The sequence below is a fragment of the Robertmurraya siralis genome, from assembly GCF_005502275.1.
GTDB classification, from domain to species: Bacteria; Bacillota; Bacilli; order Bacillales; family Cytobacillaceae; genus Robertmurraya; species Robertmurraya siralis.
The window spans coordinates 1-15,865 of the sequence record NZ_SWLZ01000042.1 but is presented as its reverse complement, the minus strand read 5'-3'; the positions used below and the strand labels follow the sequence as shown (position 1 = coordinate 15,865).

The window sequence follows — 15,865 nt, the reverse complement described above, 5'->3', positions numbered from 1 at the left end:
AAGAGTAAGATTAGCTCTTATGTTTAAAAAACGTTGGCTAGTTTCAGCTTCTCAAAGAAAGATAGCCTCCACTATAATTATTTGTTGACGTATGATTTGTTTAGTTTTCAAAGTGCAATTTTGAAATAATCTTAAGAAAGAAAATTTCTCTTTATCGCCCGTAAGCGACTTTATTAATATATCATTCTCACAAGTAAATGTCAACATCTTTTTTAAAGTAGTTAACTTGTTATCTTGTGACGACTTTCAATATATTACCACCATTCAAAATAGAAGTCAATACTTTTTATAATATCCACGTGTCGATAGCTACTAAGGCACATAAACCAGGAATTCCAAGGAATCCAGAAACAGCTGATGTCGCTAAATTAATGGGAATATGAACCCCAAATTGATTCCCTAAAATATTTAAGAAAAAAAGTAACAATGCTCCTATTAATAACTTCACGATCCCTTGTCCAATCCATCGAAATGGCTTTAGCGGTGTACCTACTAACAGAAATATAATGATTAACCCTGCTAAAAGAGTGATTACTACAACTGGTTCCAAAAAAATCCTCCTCCCATAACATCACCTATACTTAAAATATGTACAAGTTCTTGAAAAAATGACATGGGAGGAGAGGATTTTATTTTCGAATGTTAATTTTTCTCGATTTGGCTTCCTTAATTAAATAAAAATATTTCGCCTCTGCCAGCTTGGCAGAACATAAAATATCCTCAGAAGGATCAAAACTTTTTTCTACCAATGACTTTTGGTTCGTCCAATTTGCTCGTACAATACCAAGCTGTTCTAATAGTTTTTCATCAAATTCTTTGCGCAACCAGCCTTTTCGTCGGAAAAACATGGTGATACCCCCACTTATTCTTTTACCCGTACTACATCTATAATCGAATCTAATTATGGAAATTCAGGCAGATGTCTATACTTCTCTTCTACCTTCAAGTGCTTTTGATAAGGTGACTTCATCTGCATATTCTAAATCGCCACCTACAGGTAAACCATGTGCAATTCGAGTAATTTTTATTCCAGACGGTTTTAAAAGTCTTGATATATACATGGCTGTTGCTTCTCCCTCAATATTAGGGTTGGTAGCAAGAATGATCTCTTCAACCGTTTCGTCTTGAAGCCTCTTTAATAAATCAGGAATATTGATGTCCTCTGGGCCAATTCCATCCATTGGTGAAATAGCTCCATGCAATACATGATAAAGGCCGCCAAACTCCTTCATCTTTTCCATTGCGATAACATCCTTTGGATCTTGAACGACGCAAATAACAGAGCGATCACGTCTTTCATCTGTACAAATATAACAAGGATCTTGGTCAGTGATATGTCCACAAACAGAACAGTAACTTAAATTTCTTTTTGCGTTCACTAACGCTTTAGCAAAATCAAGAACAACGTCTTCTTTCATACTTAACACAAAAAATGCCAGACGAGCGGCTGTCTTTGGGCCGATACCTGGCAATTTCATAAAGCTATCAATCAGCTTAGATATTGGTTCAGGATAGTGCATATTTTTCCCTCCTAGAACATTCCTGGAAGGTTCATTCCTTTAGTGAATTGTCCCATTGTTTGATTTGTTAATTCATCAGCCTTTTTCAAAGCATCATTTGTTGCCGCTAATACTAAATCTTGCAGCATTTCGATATCATCAGGATCGACTACCTCTTCATTAATTTTCACTTCAAGAACTTCCTTATGACCGGAAACAATAACCGTTACCATACCGCCTCCAGCTGTTCCTTCAATTTGCTTTTCTCCTAATTCTTCTTGAGCCTGAGCCATTTTCTTTTGCATTTTTTGCATTTGCTTCATCATATTTTGCATATTACCCATTCCACGCATATTGTTCATCCTCCATTAATCTTTTATTTCAATAAGAGTATCTCCAAATAGTTTAATCGCCTCTGACACAATGGGGTCGTCCCCTGATGATGTTTCCCCATCTAATTGTTCTGAGTCATCCTCATCTTTATGTCCCTTCAAAAAATCTGCCCGTAATTGCAGCCACTGTTCTTCCGGAACTCCGACAATTTGTAGCCTCTTTCCAGTCAACTCTTCAAAAAGCTTTGTTAACACTTGTAAAAAATTCGCATTTTCCATTGCCATTTGGCAGTGAATTTCATATTTAAATTTAATAATAAAAGCACTGGTAGAAGCCGCAACAGGCTCTGCCTCATTTAACAATGCTGCCTGAGACCTCATTTGCTTTTGAGCAAGGCGTCCCAGCATTTCCCCCCAGCGGCCTTTGACAAGATTTAAGTCGGATTTTGTTGCTTCTTTCAAGATTTCATTAATTCTGCCGACCGGGGCTTGAAAACCTTTGCGAGTCACACGTTGTGGTTTTGGCTTAGATGTTACCTTTGACTCATCACTAACTTGTATACCTTTATCTTTCAGTTCCTGCAGCTCCGATTCGAGCTGTTCAAGCTTTGCAATGAGGCTGTCAACCTCAGCAGTTGTTCCAGAACGAGCTGGTTTTTCCAACTGGCATAACTTCACAATCGCCACTTCTAAAAAAATACGCGGATGGTTCGTCCATCGCATTTCCTGTTGAGTTTTATTGAGAAGATCAATGATTTCATAAATTTCATCTTGTTCATACATTTTCGTTAGCTCTTGAAACTGTTCATCAAGCATCGCTCGCTCCATTGATTCCTCCAATGTCGGAGCGGCTTTGTTTAAAAGCATATCTCGATAAAATAAGATAAAATCCTCAACAAACCTTGAAGGGTCTTTTCCTTGAAATAGTAACTCTTCTAACGCGGACAGCCCTTCGGCAACATCCTTATTTTTTATAGCGTATGCTAAGCGATTAAGAAAGTTTTGCGAAACAGCACCTGTAACGGTTAATGCATCATCCAAAGTGACCCTATCTTGACTAAAGGATATCGCCTGATCTAACAAGCTTAAGGCATCACGCATACCACCTTCAGCTGCTCTTGCAACTACTTGCAATGCTTTATCCTCCACCACAACACCCGTTTCATCTACGATCAACTTCATTCGATTAACAATCGCCGCCGCTGAAATTCTTTTGAAATCAAAACGTTGACAGCGAGACAAAATCGTTAGTGGAATTTTATGAGGCTCGGTTGTAGCTAAAATAAAAATAACATGCTTTGGCGGCTCTTCAAGCGTTTTTAACAACGCATTAAAGGCACCAATGGAAAGCATATGAACCTCATCAATAATGTAGACCTTATATTTAACAGAGCTTGGTGCATACTTCACTTTGTCACGAATATCTCGTATTTCATCGACACCATTATTTGACGCTGCATCAATTTCAATGACATCAGAAATGGAACCATCTGTTATTCCTCTACAAGATGGGCACTCATTACATGGTTCTTGAATTGGCGCTCTCTCACAATTGACTGCTTTAGCTAATATTTTCGCCGCACTTGTTTTTCCCGTTCCTCTCGGTCCAGAAAATAAATAAGCATGTGAAATTTTTTCCTGAAGCAGGGCGTTTTGTAGCGTTTTTGTCACATGCTCCTGCCCGACAACATCAAAGAACTGCTGCGGACGCCAAACACGGTATAAAGCTTGATAACTCATAGACACGCCCCCTTCATTTAACATATGTACATTGCTTTTTTAGCTACACAAAAATAGTCTCCCTCATTATACCTTAATTTTTTTCTAATGAAAAATAATCCTCGTAAATCAAAACTATCGATTTATAAAAGTCCCTTATTAGGTAGATAATTTTTATAAACAAGGCATGAACAGGATCACAACAAAAAACTCATCCCGATTTAGGATGAGTTTTAAAATGCTTATGTAAAACCGTGCACCTTTCGTTGACTGACGTCCATAAGCGTTACTTAGGCAGTTAGCTCAGCTCAGGCAACCCTGCGGCACATGGGAGTGTCCACTTAATGCTGCTTCCTTCCGGACCTGACATGGTTCATGGGTTCCCATTGCGCAGGACCCGAGCTTCAACACCACTTACCTAAGGCAGACCCTACAGAGCATCAGCCTCGGAAAGGAATTCAGTCTCGCTAGAGCGGATTGCGAGTACAGGGCACCGCTACCTCCCCACCTAGCACGGCATAAACAAGTATACTAGGAATCGTGCTGAAAATCAATCATTACAAACTGTGAATTATTGTAAATTCATTTTTTCTGTTTTTCCTTTCTTTTTTCGTCACGCAATTTCCGGAAAAATTCAGTCAGAAGTTGACCACATTCTTCTTCTAGAACTCCTGAGAGAACCTCACTTTGGTGATTAAATCTTTGATCTTGGAGGAGATTCATAAACGTACCAGCACATCCGCCTTTCGGATCACTTGCGCCGTATACTACGTTCGCAATGCGGGAAAGCATACTTGCACCAGCACACATCGGACAAGGCTCAAGCGTAACATATAAAGTTGCCTCTTCTAATCTCCATGTTTCTAGCTTTTGACACGCCATGTCAATAGCAAGTATCTCTGCATGAGCAATAGAAGACTGTTTCGACTCTCTTAGATTATGAGCTCTTGCTATTATTTCATCGTTATGAACAATTACTGCGCCTATGGGGACTTCCCCCAACAATTCCGCTTTTTTAGCTTCTTTAATGGCCTCTCTCATAAATTTTTCATGATTCAAATTTTCCATTTTTGACTCCTTTATTGGAACACTGTTACCTTAGTTTATCCAATAATTATGTCCTATTGTCAATTCCTACTTACTCCTTGCATAGGATGAATGTAGCCTAAATCTGGGCAAGGAGGAGAAAAAATGCAAATTCATGTTGTTCAACAAAATCAATCATTATTTGGTATTGCACAAGCCTATGGCACAACAGTCGACGAATTAATCGAGGCAAATGAGCTTCCAAACGCCAGTCGTCTTGTGGTGGGACAGACTTTGGTCATTCCTATTGTAGGGAGATTTTATTGGGTACAGCCAGGAGATAGCTTATGGACGATCGCCAATCGATTTAACCTTTCTTATCAAGAGCTCGCCTCGATTAACGGAATCTCTGTTAATCAGCCACTTCCTGTAGGAACGAGATTATATATTCCACCATTGCCAAAAAAAGCCGCAGAGTTTAACGCTTATGTTGAGCCAAGAGGTACTTCTGTCGCACCTAATTTAGTGGAAAGTGCTAGGGATGCTGCCCCATATTTAACATACTTAGCCCCGTTCAGCTTTCAAGCTCAACGAGACGGCACATTAAAAGAACCGCTTCTCGATGACTTTCCAGCAATTGCAAATGCCAACAACGTCATTTTAATGATGGTCATCACCAATCAAGAAAACGACCAATTTAGCGATGAATTAGGACGAATCCTATTAAATGACATGGATATCCAAAATACCTTTTTAGATAATATTGTTGCCACTGCCCAAAAGTATGACTTCCGAGACATTCATTTTGATTTTGAATATTTGCGTCCTGTCGATCGGGAAGCCTATAATCAATTTTTACGAAAAGCGAAGGCTCGATTTGCAGAACAGGGCTGGCTTCTATCAACTGCCTTAGCTCCAAAAACAAGTGCGGAGCAAGAGGGGGCATGGTACGAAGCTCATGATTACCGTGCCCATGGCGAAATTGTCGATTTTGTTGTCATCATGACCTATGAATGGGGCTATAGCGGCGGTCCAGCAATGGCTGTTTCGCCAATTGGACCCGTACGTGATGTCATTGAATATGCCCTAACGGAAATGCCGGCCTCAAAAATTATGATGGGGCAAAATTTGTATGGTTATGATTGGACACTTCCATTTGTCCAAGGCTCCATTGCCCGGGCCGTGAGCCCTCAACAGGCAATAGAACTTGCAGCAGAGCACAACGTCTCAATTCAATTTGATTCGGAGGCACAAGCACCTTTTTTCCAATATGTTGATGAAGAGGGAAGACGTCATGAAGTCTGGTTTGAGGATGCACGTTCCATTCAAGCAAAATTCGATTTAATCAAGGAACTTAATTTACGCGGAATGAGTTATTGGAAGCTCGGTCTCTCCTTCCCGCAGAATTGGCTGTTAATTGTTGAAAATTTCGATGTCGTCAAACGGTAAAATAAAGAGCTAAAACTAAAAAAATACACCTTCGGAACAAAATGCATTCCTTTTTGCTCATCGCCGTTCGAGCCCTTTTTAAAAAGGGAACCTATCATCTTAATACCGACTTTTCTAGAAAGGTTGTGAGGCTTTGGAAGCATATGCTAAACGTAAATATACTAGATATACGAATAAAATAGTAAAAAGCAAGCAGCCCTCTTATCATGCTGCTTGTTTTTTCATTTTTATGCTTCACCATCATAATAGATAATTTTACTAAAGAATTTCTCGCACAACATTTTCAATTACATGGTACTATTATGGAGGTATAAAATTTTGTCGAATTAATTAAAGGAGTTAAGTGAATGAACGGAGTACCTTTTATTACAGTGGAAGGACCTATTGGGGTCGGAAAAACTTCCCTTGCAAAAGCAATTTCTGAGCATTATCAATATAGTCTCCTTCTCGAGATTGTCGATGAAAACCCCTTTTTAGAAAGGTTTTATGAGAACCTTGAAGAATGGAGTTTCCAAACGGAGATGTTTTTCCTTTGTAACCGTTATAAGCAGCTTGGCGATATAAAGGAACAATTTTTAAATAAACAAATTCCTGTTGTTGCAGATTATCATGTTTATAAAAATATAATTTTTGCACAACGCACCTTAAAGCCTCATGACTATACAAAATATTTGGCCATATACAATATTTTAACAGCGGACATGCCTAAACCAAACATCATGATTTACTTACAAGCAAGTTTAAAAACACTTTTAGCAAGAATTAATCATCGAGGCCGCTCTCAGGAAAAAAATATCAGCCCCGATTATTTACAGCAACTATCTTTAGATTATGAAAAGGCAATGCTCGATTTTGAAAAAGAAAATCCTACCACGCCCATTCTCCGCTTAAATGGTGACAATATGGATTTCGTCAACAATAAACAGGATCTGGATAATATTTTTGAGCAATTAAATTCATTACTTTCACATAAGGAGACATCTTCATGAATCTTCGCGAAAAATACGGAATAAATAAGAATGCCGTCATTACAATTGCTGGAACAGTTGGAGTAGGGAAATCTACTATGACCACAGCTTTAGCAGAAGCTTTGCAATTTAAAACTTCCCTAGAACGGGTAAACGACAATCCGTACTTAGATAAATTTTATAAGGACTTTAAACGCTGGAGCTTTCATTTGCAAATTTATTTCCTTGCAGAGCGCTTCAAAGAGCAAAAAAGGATGTTTGAATATGGGGGCGGATTTATTCAAGATCGTTCCATCTATGAGGACACTGGGATCTTCGCTAAAATGCATTTTGATAAGGGAACAATGTCAAAAGTGGATTATGAGACATACACAAGCCTCTTTGAAGCAATGGTTATGACGCCTTACTTCCCACATCCGGATTTATTAATTTACTTAGAAGGATCATTGGAGGATATCCTTGAACGCATCAAGTTGAGAGGACGAGAAATGGAGCAGGAAACACCTATTGATTACTGGCAAGAAATGCATTCCCGTTATGAAGAATGGATCAATCACTTTAACGCATGTCCCATTCTTCGACTAAACATAAAGGATTACGACCTACAACAGGAAAACGCATCAATTGAATCGATCCTTGAGCAAATTGCAAATAAATTAAATACTAAATAAGCAAGTATCTTTGCACTAAATTCATTCTACAATTATAAACGCCATAGTTTTCTCGAGTAGAATTTAAAAACATCAGTTCATTGGGTTTTAGGAAAGGTTCCCATCACATAACAAAGACAAACAATAAAAAATCCGCTACAAACGTAGCGGATTTTATAATCTCCAATAATATGCGCATTTAAATCAGTATCAATATGGCGGAGGAAGAGGGATTCGAACCCCCGCGCGGTTTAACCCGCCTGTCGGTTTTCAAGACCGATCCCTTCAGCCAGACTTGGGTATTCCTCCGTATCGACAAGTGATACTATATCATTTTTAAAAGAGAGTTGTCAATACTTTTTTGATTAGTTTTTAAGTTACTTCTAGTATGCCACAGCAGGAAAAGTTTAATCAGAGAGAGAGCCCGCTCCAACTAAAAATGCATAACCATCAATAACAAAAAATAGAGAAAGGAGAATGAGGTTCCCTCTCATTCTCCTTTCTCACAATTTGAAGTTAGTTATGTCCGAACCTACTTAATTACCTCTCTATTTCCCATATACGGACGTAACACTTCAGGGATCACAACACTGCCATCTGCTTGCTGATAATTTTCAAGAATTGCTGCTACCGTTCTACCAATCGCAAGACCAGAACCATTTAAAGTATGAACATGCTCTGGTTTACCCTTCGGTTCTCTGCGGAAGCGAATATTCGCTCTTCTTGCTTGGAACCCTTCAAAATTACTACAAGAAGAAATTTCACGGTATGTCTCATAGCTCGGAATCCACACTTCAATATCATATTTCTTCGCAGCAGTGAATCCTAAATCTCCTGTACACATGCTCATGACGCGATAAGGAAGCCCAAGCAATTGCAAAACTTTTTCTGCATTACCTGTTAACTTTTCAAGCTCTTCATAAGACTCCTCTGGCTTCACAAATTTTACAAGCTCAACTTTATTGAACTGATGCTGACGAATTAATCCCCTTGTATCTCGTCCGGCAGAGCCAGCCTCAGAGCGGAAACATGCACTAAATGCTGCATAATTAATTGGTAGAGTGTCCCCATCTAGGATTTCATCGCGATGAAGATTCGTCACAGGCACTTCAGCTGTTGGAATTAGGAAATAATCCTCACTGCCAATTAAGAAAGCATCTTCTTCAAATTTTGGCAATTGACCTGTACCCGTCATACTTGTTCGATTGACCATATACGGAGGTAATACCTCTTCATACCCATGCTCTTCCGTATGCAAATCAAGCATGAAATTAAACAGGGCACGTTCAAGACGAGCTCCCAAACCTTTGTAAAAAACAAAGCGGCTCCCTGTCACCTTACTTGCTCTTTCAAAATCTAAAATACCTAGTGCATCAGCAATTTCCCAATGGGGTTTGGGTTCAAAATCAAACTGCCTAACTTCTCCCCACGTACGATGAAGCACGTTGTCATCCTCTGTTTCACCAATCGGTACGCTCTCATGTGGAATATTAGGGATGCTTAATAATAAATTCTCAAGTGTTTCCTCAACATTGCGTAGCTCTTCATCGAGAACTTTAATTTTATCGCCTACTTCACGCATTTCAGCGATCAATTGGTCCGCATCCTTTTTCTCACGCTTCAGAGCGGCGACTTGTTGTGATACTTCATTGCGTTTGCTTTTTAACTGTTCAGCCTCAACAATTAAATCCCGTCGCTTTTTGTCTAGAACCTCAAATTTCCCTAGATCTGTTAAATCTTCGCCACGATGTTGAAGCTTTTCTTTTACCTCTTCAAAGTTAGCGCGCAAATATTTTAAATCCAACATGCTAAACACCTCTTCATAAATCATATTTTTGCAAACAAAAAACTCCCATCCCTAAAAAAGGGACGAGAGTTACCCGCGTTGCCACCCTAGTTGAAAGCAAAAAAGACTTTCCACCTTAAATCAATAACGGTTTAACCCGGAAGTATTTACTAGACTCTCAAAGGAGCATTCCATACTTCACTCAAGGATGGATTCACAAGCTCCATTCACTGATTTACACCGACCATCAGCTCTCTTTTGAACGGATTTCCTGCTACTATTTCCTCTCATTGCTTTTACTATAGGGAATTTTGTAATTTAATGTACTATAATTATTCTTCTATTGCAACCTTTTTATACAATTGTTTCCTTTATCATCTCAATAAAATAAGCCGTGATCCGATAATCTTCTGTTAATTCTGGATGAAATGAACAGCCCAGTAAATTTCCTTCACGGGCCATCACAATACGTTCATGATGCTTTGCCAATATCTCCACATTTTCACCAGCATTGACGATATGAGGAGCCCGAATAAAAACAGCATTATAATTCTCTGCTATACCAGAGATGGTTAAATTCGCTTCAAAGCTTTCCCTTTGCCGTCCAAAAGAATTTCTTTCCACTGTCACATCCATAACGCCAATATGGGGTTCATCATAACCAACAACATTCCTCGCCAATAAAATAAGACCAGCACATGTCCCAAACATCGGCTTGCCAGCTTGGGCAAATTCTTTCAACTCATTCATAAAATCGTACTTATCTATTAATCGCCTAATCGCTGTACTTTCTCCGCCTGGCATAACAAGCCCATCTACATTTGCTAACTGCTCTTTTTTCTTGATCACTACCGCTTCAGCCCCGCACGCCTCGATAGCTTGAACATGCTCCCTAACTGCGCCTTGCAACGCCAGTACTCCTACTTTTATCATCTTTTACCAACCGCGTTCTTGCATGCGAGCTTCAGGGGCTAATGTAGAAATTTCAATCCCTTTCATCGGTGTTCCTAATTCCTTTGAAAGCTCTGCAATTAATTTATAGTCCTGATAGTGAGTCGTAGCTTCTACAATCGCTCTAGCAAACTTCGCAGGATTGTCTGATTTGAAAATTCCAGAACCTACGAATACACCATCCGCACCTAGCTCCATCATTAATGCCGCATCAGCAGGTGTTGCAACCCCGCCTGCTGCAAAGTTAACGACTGGGAGGCGGCCAAGTTCTTTAATTTCCAATAGAAGCTCATATGGCGCTCCTAGAAGCTTAGCCTCTGTCATCACTTCATCAGCATTCATATTCACAAGCTTACGCACCTGTGCATTGACTTTGCGCATGTGTCGAACTGCCTCAACGATGTTGCCAGTCCCAGGTTCCCCCTTTGTCCGCAACATCGAAGCTCCTTCTCCAATACGGCGGGCGGCCTCACCTAAATCTCTACATCCACAAACAAACGGCACCGTATAATCACGCTTATTTAAATGGTATTCCTCATCAGCTGGCGTCAATACTTCACTCTCGTCTATGTAATCTACACCCATTGCCTCAAGAACTCTAGCTTCAACAATATGTCCAATCCTTGCCTTCGCCATTACAGGAATCGTTACAGCATTCATGACCTCTTCTACAATCCGGGGATCCGCCATACGTGCAACTCCGCCTGCAGCTCGAATATCCGATGGGACTCTTTCCAATGCCATTACTGCAACAGCACCAGCTTCTTCTGCTATTTTTGCTTGTTCTGCATTTACAACATCCATAATAACGCCGCCTTTTTGCATTTCGGCCATACCACGTTTTACACGCTCTGTTCCTATTTTCACGTAAGTCATCCCCCTTATAATAATTATTGCTGAATTAAAAATAAAATAAATATTTTAAAAATGAAACCTCTACTAAATCCATCGGAATTAGCATCGTTCCCTAATGAAAATAAACAACAAAAAAGGTTTCCTGTCAAGACAAGAAACCTTTTTAATACAGCTTATTAAAACCAACCTTTAACTGTGGAGGAAACACTGCTCCATAAATCGCCAAAAAATCCACCAATTCCGCGCATCATCAGGACGAACCAGTTTGCTTTCTCTACATCCTCAGCTGCAACTAAATCAACTGTCATACTCTTCTGTCCCTCAGAGCTTAAATAAACAGTCTCTTCATCTTTAAATTGAACCGTTACTGTTCCAAGCTTATCTCCTTTTTTAATAGGAGCTGTTAAAGTGCCGTCTTCATTTAGCTTCTCTTTATCAAGCTCGACGACAGTTTCAAAGTTTTCTTGCTCAGAAGCTGGTACAACACTGTTAATCGCATCTGCTGTATGAACCTTTACTTGATCCTCTTTTCCTTTGGCAACAGGAACTGATTCCGTTCCCTTAATCACATATTCAGCAGGAACTAATTCTTCTTTACTAAAATTATTAAAGGCATAATCTAATAGTTTTTTCGTCTCCACAAAACGATCTGTTGTTGATTTCGTTCCCATTACAACCGTAATATATCTTACACCATCTCTACTTGCCGTACCCGTAAAACAAAAACCTGCAAAGCTTGTAGACCCTGTTTTCAATCCATCTAAACCTTCATAGGTGAACTGTTGAAAGTTTGGATATTTATCTGCGACATCACGATAACCCTCTAACATCCAGTTCCAGTTTTTCATTTCAAATTTATCATCTGTACCCTTTGCAAATGTTTTTTCAGGGATGCTAGACGTTTCTAAAACTTCCGGGAAATCTTTTATGATACGGTAAGCTAATTTTGCTACCGCTCTTGCAGACATTACGTTTTCTTCATCTGCACCGCCCACTACATCTGGGAAATGCTTTGCTACATCACGATTATTTAACCCTGTTGAATTCACAAATTTAAAATCACCAAGGCCTAACTCTTCAGCCTTTTCATTCATTAATTTCACAAAATTGGCTTCTGTACCAGCTACTATTTCAGCAATGGCTATTGTTGCAGCATTTGCCGACTCAATTGCCATAGCAGAATAAAGATCTTCTACTGTATAAGTCCCCTCAACACGTAAAAAAACGTTACTTAAATTGCTATCATGAGACATTTTAGCAAGCTCTGGAGAGACGGTAAAAGTTTGATCCCATTTTACTTTCCCTTCCTTTACAGCTTCTAAAAGGAGGTACTCGGTCATCATTTTTGTCATGCTGGCAATTCCTAGTACGGCTTCTGAATTTTTTTCATAAAGTATTTTACCTGTTTCCGCATCGATTAAAATTACCGCATTCGCATTGATATCTATATTTTCAGCAGCTGCTGCCGGTTTTTGTATAAAACCAATTAGTAATAAAAATGTTAATAGACATACGAAACTTTTTTGTATGAAGCTTTTTTTCACTGTGAGCCCTCCAAGTCTTAATATACACCCTTGTTATTTTAACATAGTTCGGTATACAAGCATAGATAGAGTATTTTCCTATTTTTCTATGAAACTGGAAATTTTCTTTATAATTTCGCAAAAAAAACTGACCAGCGGCATACACAGCAGGTCAGTTTTTCATTTTATGAAATAGAGTAGTTTGGTGCTTCTTTCGTAATTTGTACATCATGCGGGTGGCTTTCTCTAAGTCCTGCACCCGTCATACGAATAAATTGCGCATTCTCTCTTAATTCCTCTAAGTCCTTTGTCCCACAATAACCCATTCCTGAACGAATTCCACCGATTAACTGATAAATTGTATCGGTTAAAGGCCCTTTATATGGAAGTCTCCCTTCAATACCTTCTGGAACAAACTTTTTATTATCCTCTTGGAAATAACGATCCTTTGAACCCTTTTCCATTGCGGCAACTGAGCCCATCCCACGATAAACTTTGAATCGGCGTCCTTGGAATATTTCCGTTTCTCCCGGACTTTCAGATACACCGGCAAGTAAGCTTCCTAACATAACAGCATGTCCGCCTGCAGCCAATGCTTTAACAATATCGCCAGAATATTTAATTCCACCATCAGCGATAATCGTTTTTCCATGCTTTCTGGCCTCTGTTGCACAATCATAGACCGCTGTAATTTGCGGAACACCAACTCCTGCTACTACACGAGTCGTACAAATGGACCCCGGCCCTATTCCTACTTTCACAATATCAGCACCCGCTTCAATCAGCTCTCTTGTCGCTTCGGCCGTTGCCACATTCCCTGCAATAATCGCTACACTTGGAAAGGCATCTCTTACTTGTTTTACTGTTTCAATAACTCCTTTAGAATGTCCATGCGCTGTATCGATGACAATGACATCAACCTGAGCCTTAACAAGTGCTTCCACGCGGCGCATCGTATCCTTTGTCACACCAACTGCAGCACCCGCTAATAATCTTCCCGTCTCGTCTTTTGCCGAGTTCGGGAATTCAATCACTTTCTCAATGTCTTTAATTGTAATTAATCCTTTTAAAATTCCGTTCTCATCAACTAAAGGTAATTTTTCAATTTTATACTTTTGTAAAATGCTCTCAGCTTCGTCCAATGTGGTTCCAACTGGGGCGGTGACAAGATTTTCCTTTGTCATCACATCTGAAATCTTGATCGAATAATCTTGAATAAAACGGAGGTCACGGTTTGTGAGGATACCAACAAGTTTTTGCTCATCTTCATTATTAACGATCGGCACACCTGAAATACGATATTTCCCCATCAGATGTTCAGCATCAAACACTTGATGTTCAGGTGTTAAGAAAAACGGGTTCGTAATCACTCCACTTTCCGAACGTTTTACTTTGAGTACTTGATCTGCTTGCTGCTCGATTGACATATTCTTATGAATAATCCCTAATCCACCCTGTCTAGCCATAGCAATCGCCATTTCTGCTTCAGTGACCGTATCCATTCCTGCACTTATAATCGGGATATTCAATTTAACTTTATCCGTAAGCTTCACCTGCAATTGAACATCTTTTGGTAAAACCTCTGATTTTGCCGGTACTAAAAGCACATCATCAAAGGTTAATCCCTCTTTAGCAAATTTATTTTCCCACATCTTTTTTTGGCCTCCTAGACTCGAAAATATTATTAGTAGGTTATCAATTGGTTAAAATACTGTCAAGGATAAGGTGATATGTTAGAGTTTTCTAATAATTCACCTATTGCAATATTGGTTATATTTCCTAATTTAAGCTGTTTATATAAAATTTCTTTCGGAGGTTAACATGTTATCTCATTGGTCTTCATTTTCTCTATTTTTTTCAGCCAGTTACACACAACAATATTTAAAAAATATTTATGAGCAGAATAAAATAGATAACGCTGAGCAAAAGGCGTACGAAAATTGTTATCCCTTCATTTATTATCTCGAACATGGAAAAGTATATTACGAACAAGGGAAGCACTCCCCGTTAATCATTCAACCAATCCTGCTTTTTTATGGACTTATCCATCTTATTAAAGCATGCATCCTTACAGTTGACCCGAATTATCCAGAAACTACCTCTGTCCTTGCTCATGGCGTATCTGCCAGAAAGCGCAAAAAGCAACACTTTCATTTTTTTCAGGATGAAGTTAAATTTCAAAAAACAGGCCTGTTTCCTTTCTTAGCGAATAAATTGTTTCACATGGAACATCTGGAAGGAGATAAAATATCAATGGGCAACCTTTTTAAACAAGTGCCTGAACTAAATTCATTACTATTGTTCCTTGATGGCGTTCCATCATTTACCAACGTCTATCATGAAGGAAATAGGTTTTTTATTCCAAAAAGAGTATTGGATTTCTTTCATATGACAGAAAATCGCTTTCTCGATTTCTTTTCCGAAAAAGCAGTGGAGGAATATCATTTTAAGCGCTTAGAGAACGGTTTTATTGTTTTTGAAAAAAACGAGAAAAAGGGAGATTTCAATTACACCCCTTTAAAATACAATTTAGCAGAACAAACTTATGCTCTTCCACTAACAAAAGAAAACGGATTTGTCTTCCATGAATTACTAGTGCATTATTTGCTCCTTTACAATTTAAGTATGATTGCCCGTTATGAAACTGAATGGTGGAGTGAGCTTGCGAAAACAATGCCTAACAAAGATTTCCCCTTAATCGAAACATTCCTGCAAGTCTCCATCGAAAAAGGTCCTTTTCTCGTTTACGAATACCTTACGAAAGCAGGACACTGATAAAAACAACTCAGTTATCAGAGTTGTCATTTTCAGAGTTTTGCTCGTAATTGCGCTGGAGTTTATGTTGGACTGGGTCTGTTTGAATGATTGTGCGTGTTCTTCTGGTTCGATTATGCGTGTTTTTGGACAGGATTGCGCGTGTTTTACGCTAAATTGCACTTTTTGGAATAGTTGCGAGTGTTTTGTGTCGAATTGCGTCGAATTACTGCGATTTGGGGACTTGATTGCGCTCGTTTTGCCTTCGATTGCGCCGATTTGTGGCTTGATTGCGCGTGTTTTACACCGAATTGCGCCAATTTAAGGCATAATTGCGCGTATTTCAATGCTTA

15 protein-coding genes, 1 tRNA gene, 1 other RNA gene and 1 other annotated feature are annotated in these 15,865 nt (G+C 39.1%); of the genes, 4 read left to right on the top strand and 13 right to left on the bottom strand.

The genetic code is table 11. From position 1 onward, the window contains the following. Positions 1–286: 286 nt before the first annotated feature. The 7 genes from FCJ93_RS24325 to tadA form a co-directional block, all read right to left on the bottom strand. The gene (locus FCJ93_RS24325) at positions 287–550 is read right to left on the bottom strand and encodes a pro-sigmaK processing inhibitor BofA family protein (protein WP_095314828.1); all 264 of its coding nucleotides are present in this window, start codon (positions 548–550) and stop codon (positions 287–289) included. A gap of 79 nt (positions 551–629) precedes the next feature. Beyond that, the gene (locus FCJ93_RS24320; RefSeq protein ID WP_095314829.1) at positions 630–848 is read right to left on the bottom strand and encodes a YaaL family protein; all 219 of its coding nucleotides are present in this window, start codon (positions 846–848) and stop codon (positions 630–632) included. 75 nt (positions 849–923) lie between these two features. Next, positions 924–1,520: a recombination mediator RecR gene (gene recR, locus FCJ93_RS24315; protein ID WP_095314830.1), complete on the bottom strand. Its 597-nt coding sequence runs from the start codon at positions 1,518–1,520 to the stop codon at positions 924–926. A gap of 11 nt (positions 1,521–1,531) precedes the next feature. Beyond that, on the bottom strand, positions 1,532–1,852 hold the full coding sequence (locus FCJ93_RS24310; protein WP_095314831.1) for a YbaB/EbfC family nucleoid-associated protein: 321 nt from the start codon (positions 1,850–1,852) through the stop codon (positions 1,532–1,534). Positions 1,853–1,867: 15 nt separating this feature from the next. Beyond that, on the bottom strand, positions 1,868–3,571 hold the full coding sequence (gene dnaX / locus FCJ93_RS24305; protein ID WP_095314832.1) for a DNA polymerase III subunit gamma/tau: 1,704 nt from the start codon (positions 3,569–3,571) through the stop codon (positions 1,868–1,870). Positions 3,572–3,802: 231 nt separating this feature from the next. Next, positions 3,803–4,067: signal recognition particle sRNA large type (gene ffs, locus FCJ93_RS24300), an RNA gene on the bottom strand. Positions 4,068–4,132: 65 nt separating this feature from the next. Further along, entirely contained in the window at positions 4,133–4,609 is a 477-nt protein-coding gene (tadA, locus tag FCJ93_RS24295) for a tRNA adenosine(34) deaminase TadA (protein WP_095314836.1), read from the bottom strand. A 132-nt stretch (positions 4,610–4,741) separates the two neighbouring features. On the opposite strand from tadA, the gene FCJ93_RS24290 reads away from it, so the two are divergent. The 3 genes from FCJ93_RS24290 (at position 4,742) to FCJ93_RS24280 (ending at position 7,664) form a co-directional block, all read left to right on the top strand. Further along, entirely contained in the window at positions 4,742–6,025 is a 1,284-nt protein-coding gene (locus FCJ93_RS24290; RefSeq protein WP_095314833.1) for a LysM peptidoglycan-binding domain-containing protein, read from the top strand. Between the two features lie 347 nt (positions 6,026–6,372). Next, complete coding sequence (locus FCJ93_RS24285) at positions 6,373–7,014, top strand: deoxynucleoside kinase (RefSeq protein ID WP_095314834.1); 642 nt, start codon at positions 6,373–6,375, stop codon at positions 7,012–7,014. Continuing rightward, positions 7,011–7,664, top strand: a complete 654-nt coding sequence (locus FCJ93_RS24280; protein WP_095314835.1) for a deoxynucleoside kinase — start codon at positions 7,011–7,013, stop codon at positions 7,662–7,664. Before FCJ93_RS24285 ends, FCJ93_RS24280 begins: the two co-directional genes overlap by 4 nt. 195 nt (positions 7,665–7,859) lie before the next feature. Here the strand turns inward: FCJ93_RS24280 and FCJ93_RS24275 are convergent. From FCJ93_RS24275 to guaB, 6 genes are all read right to left on the bottom strand, one after another. Further along, positions 7,860–7,952: transfer RNA gene (locus FCJ93_RS24275), tRNA-Ser, on the bottom strand. 223 nt (positions 7,953–8,175) lie between these two features. Then, a complete protein-coding gene (serS, locus tag FCJ93_RS24270; protein WP_137744906.1) occupies positions 8,176–9,450 on the bottom strand; it encodes a serine--tRNA ligase in 1,275 nt (424 codons plus the stop codon). A gap of 55 nt (positions 9,451–9,505) precedes the next feature. Then, positions 9,506–9,729: a binding site (T-box leader), on the bottom strand. Between the two features lie 54 nt (positions 9,730–9,783). Beyond that, complete coding sequence (pdxT, locus tag FCJ93_RS24265; protein ID WP_095314838.1) at positions 9,784–10,362, bottom strand: pyridoxal 5'-phosphate synthase glutaminase subunit PdxT; 579 nt, start codon at positions 10,360–10,362, stop codon at positions 9,784–9,786. 3 nt (positions 10,363–10,365) lie between these two features. Further along, positions 10,366–11,256 (bottom strand): pyridoxal 5'-phosphate synthase lyase subunit PdxS, encoded by an 891-nt coding sequence (pdxS, locus tag FCJ93_RS24260; protein ID WP_211344151.1) that lies wholly within the window; start codon positions 11,254–11,256, stop codon positions 10,366–10,368. 155 nt (positions 11,257–11,411) lie between these two features. Continuing rightward, the gene (locus tag FCJ93_RS24255) at positions 11,412–12,779 is read right to left on the bottom strand and encodes a D-alanyl-D-alanine carboxypeptidase family protein (protein ID WP_095314840.1); all 1,368 of its coding nucleotides are present in this window, start codon (positions 12,777–12,779) and stop codon (positions 11,412–11,414) included. 164 nt (positions 12,780–12,943) lie between these two features. Then, entirely contained in the window at positions 12,944–14,410 is a 1,467-nt protein-coding gene (gene guaB, locus FCJ93_RS24250; RefSeq protein WP_137744904.1) for an IMP dehydrogenase, read from the bottom strand. Positions 14,411–14,579: 169 nt separating this feature from the next. Here guaB and FCJ93_RS24245 point away from each other — a divergent pair, with 169 nt between their 5' ends. Further along, positions 14,580–15,533 carry a YaaC family protein gene (locus FCJ93_RS24245; protein WP_137744903.1) on the top strand — a complete coding sequence of 318 codons (954 nt, stop codon included), beginning with the start codon at positions 14,580–14,582 and terminating at the stop codon, positions 15,531–15,533. Positions 15,534–15,865 lie beyond the last annotated feature (332 nt).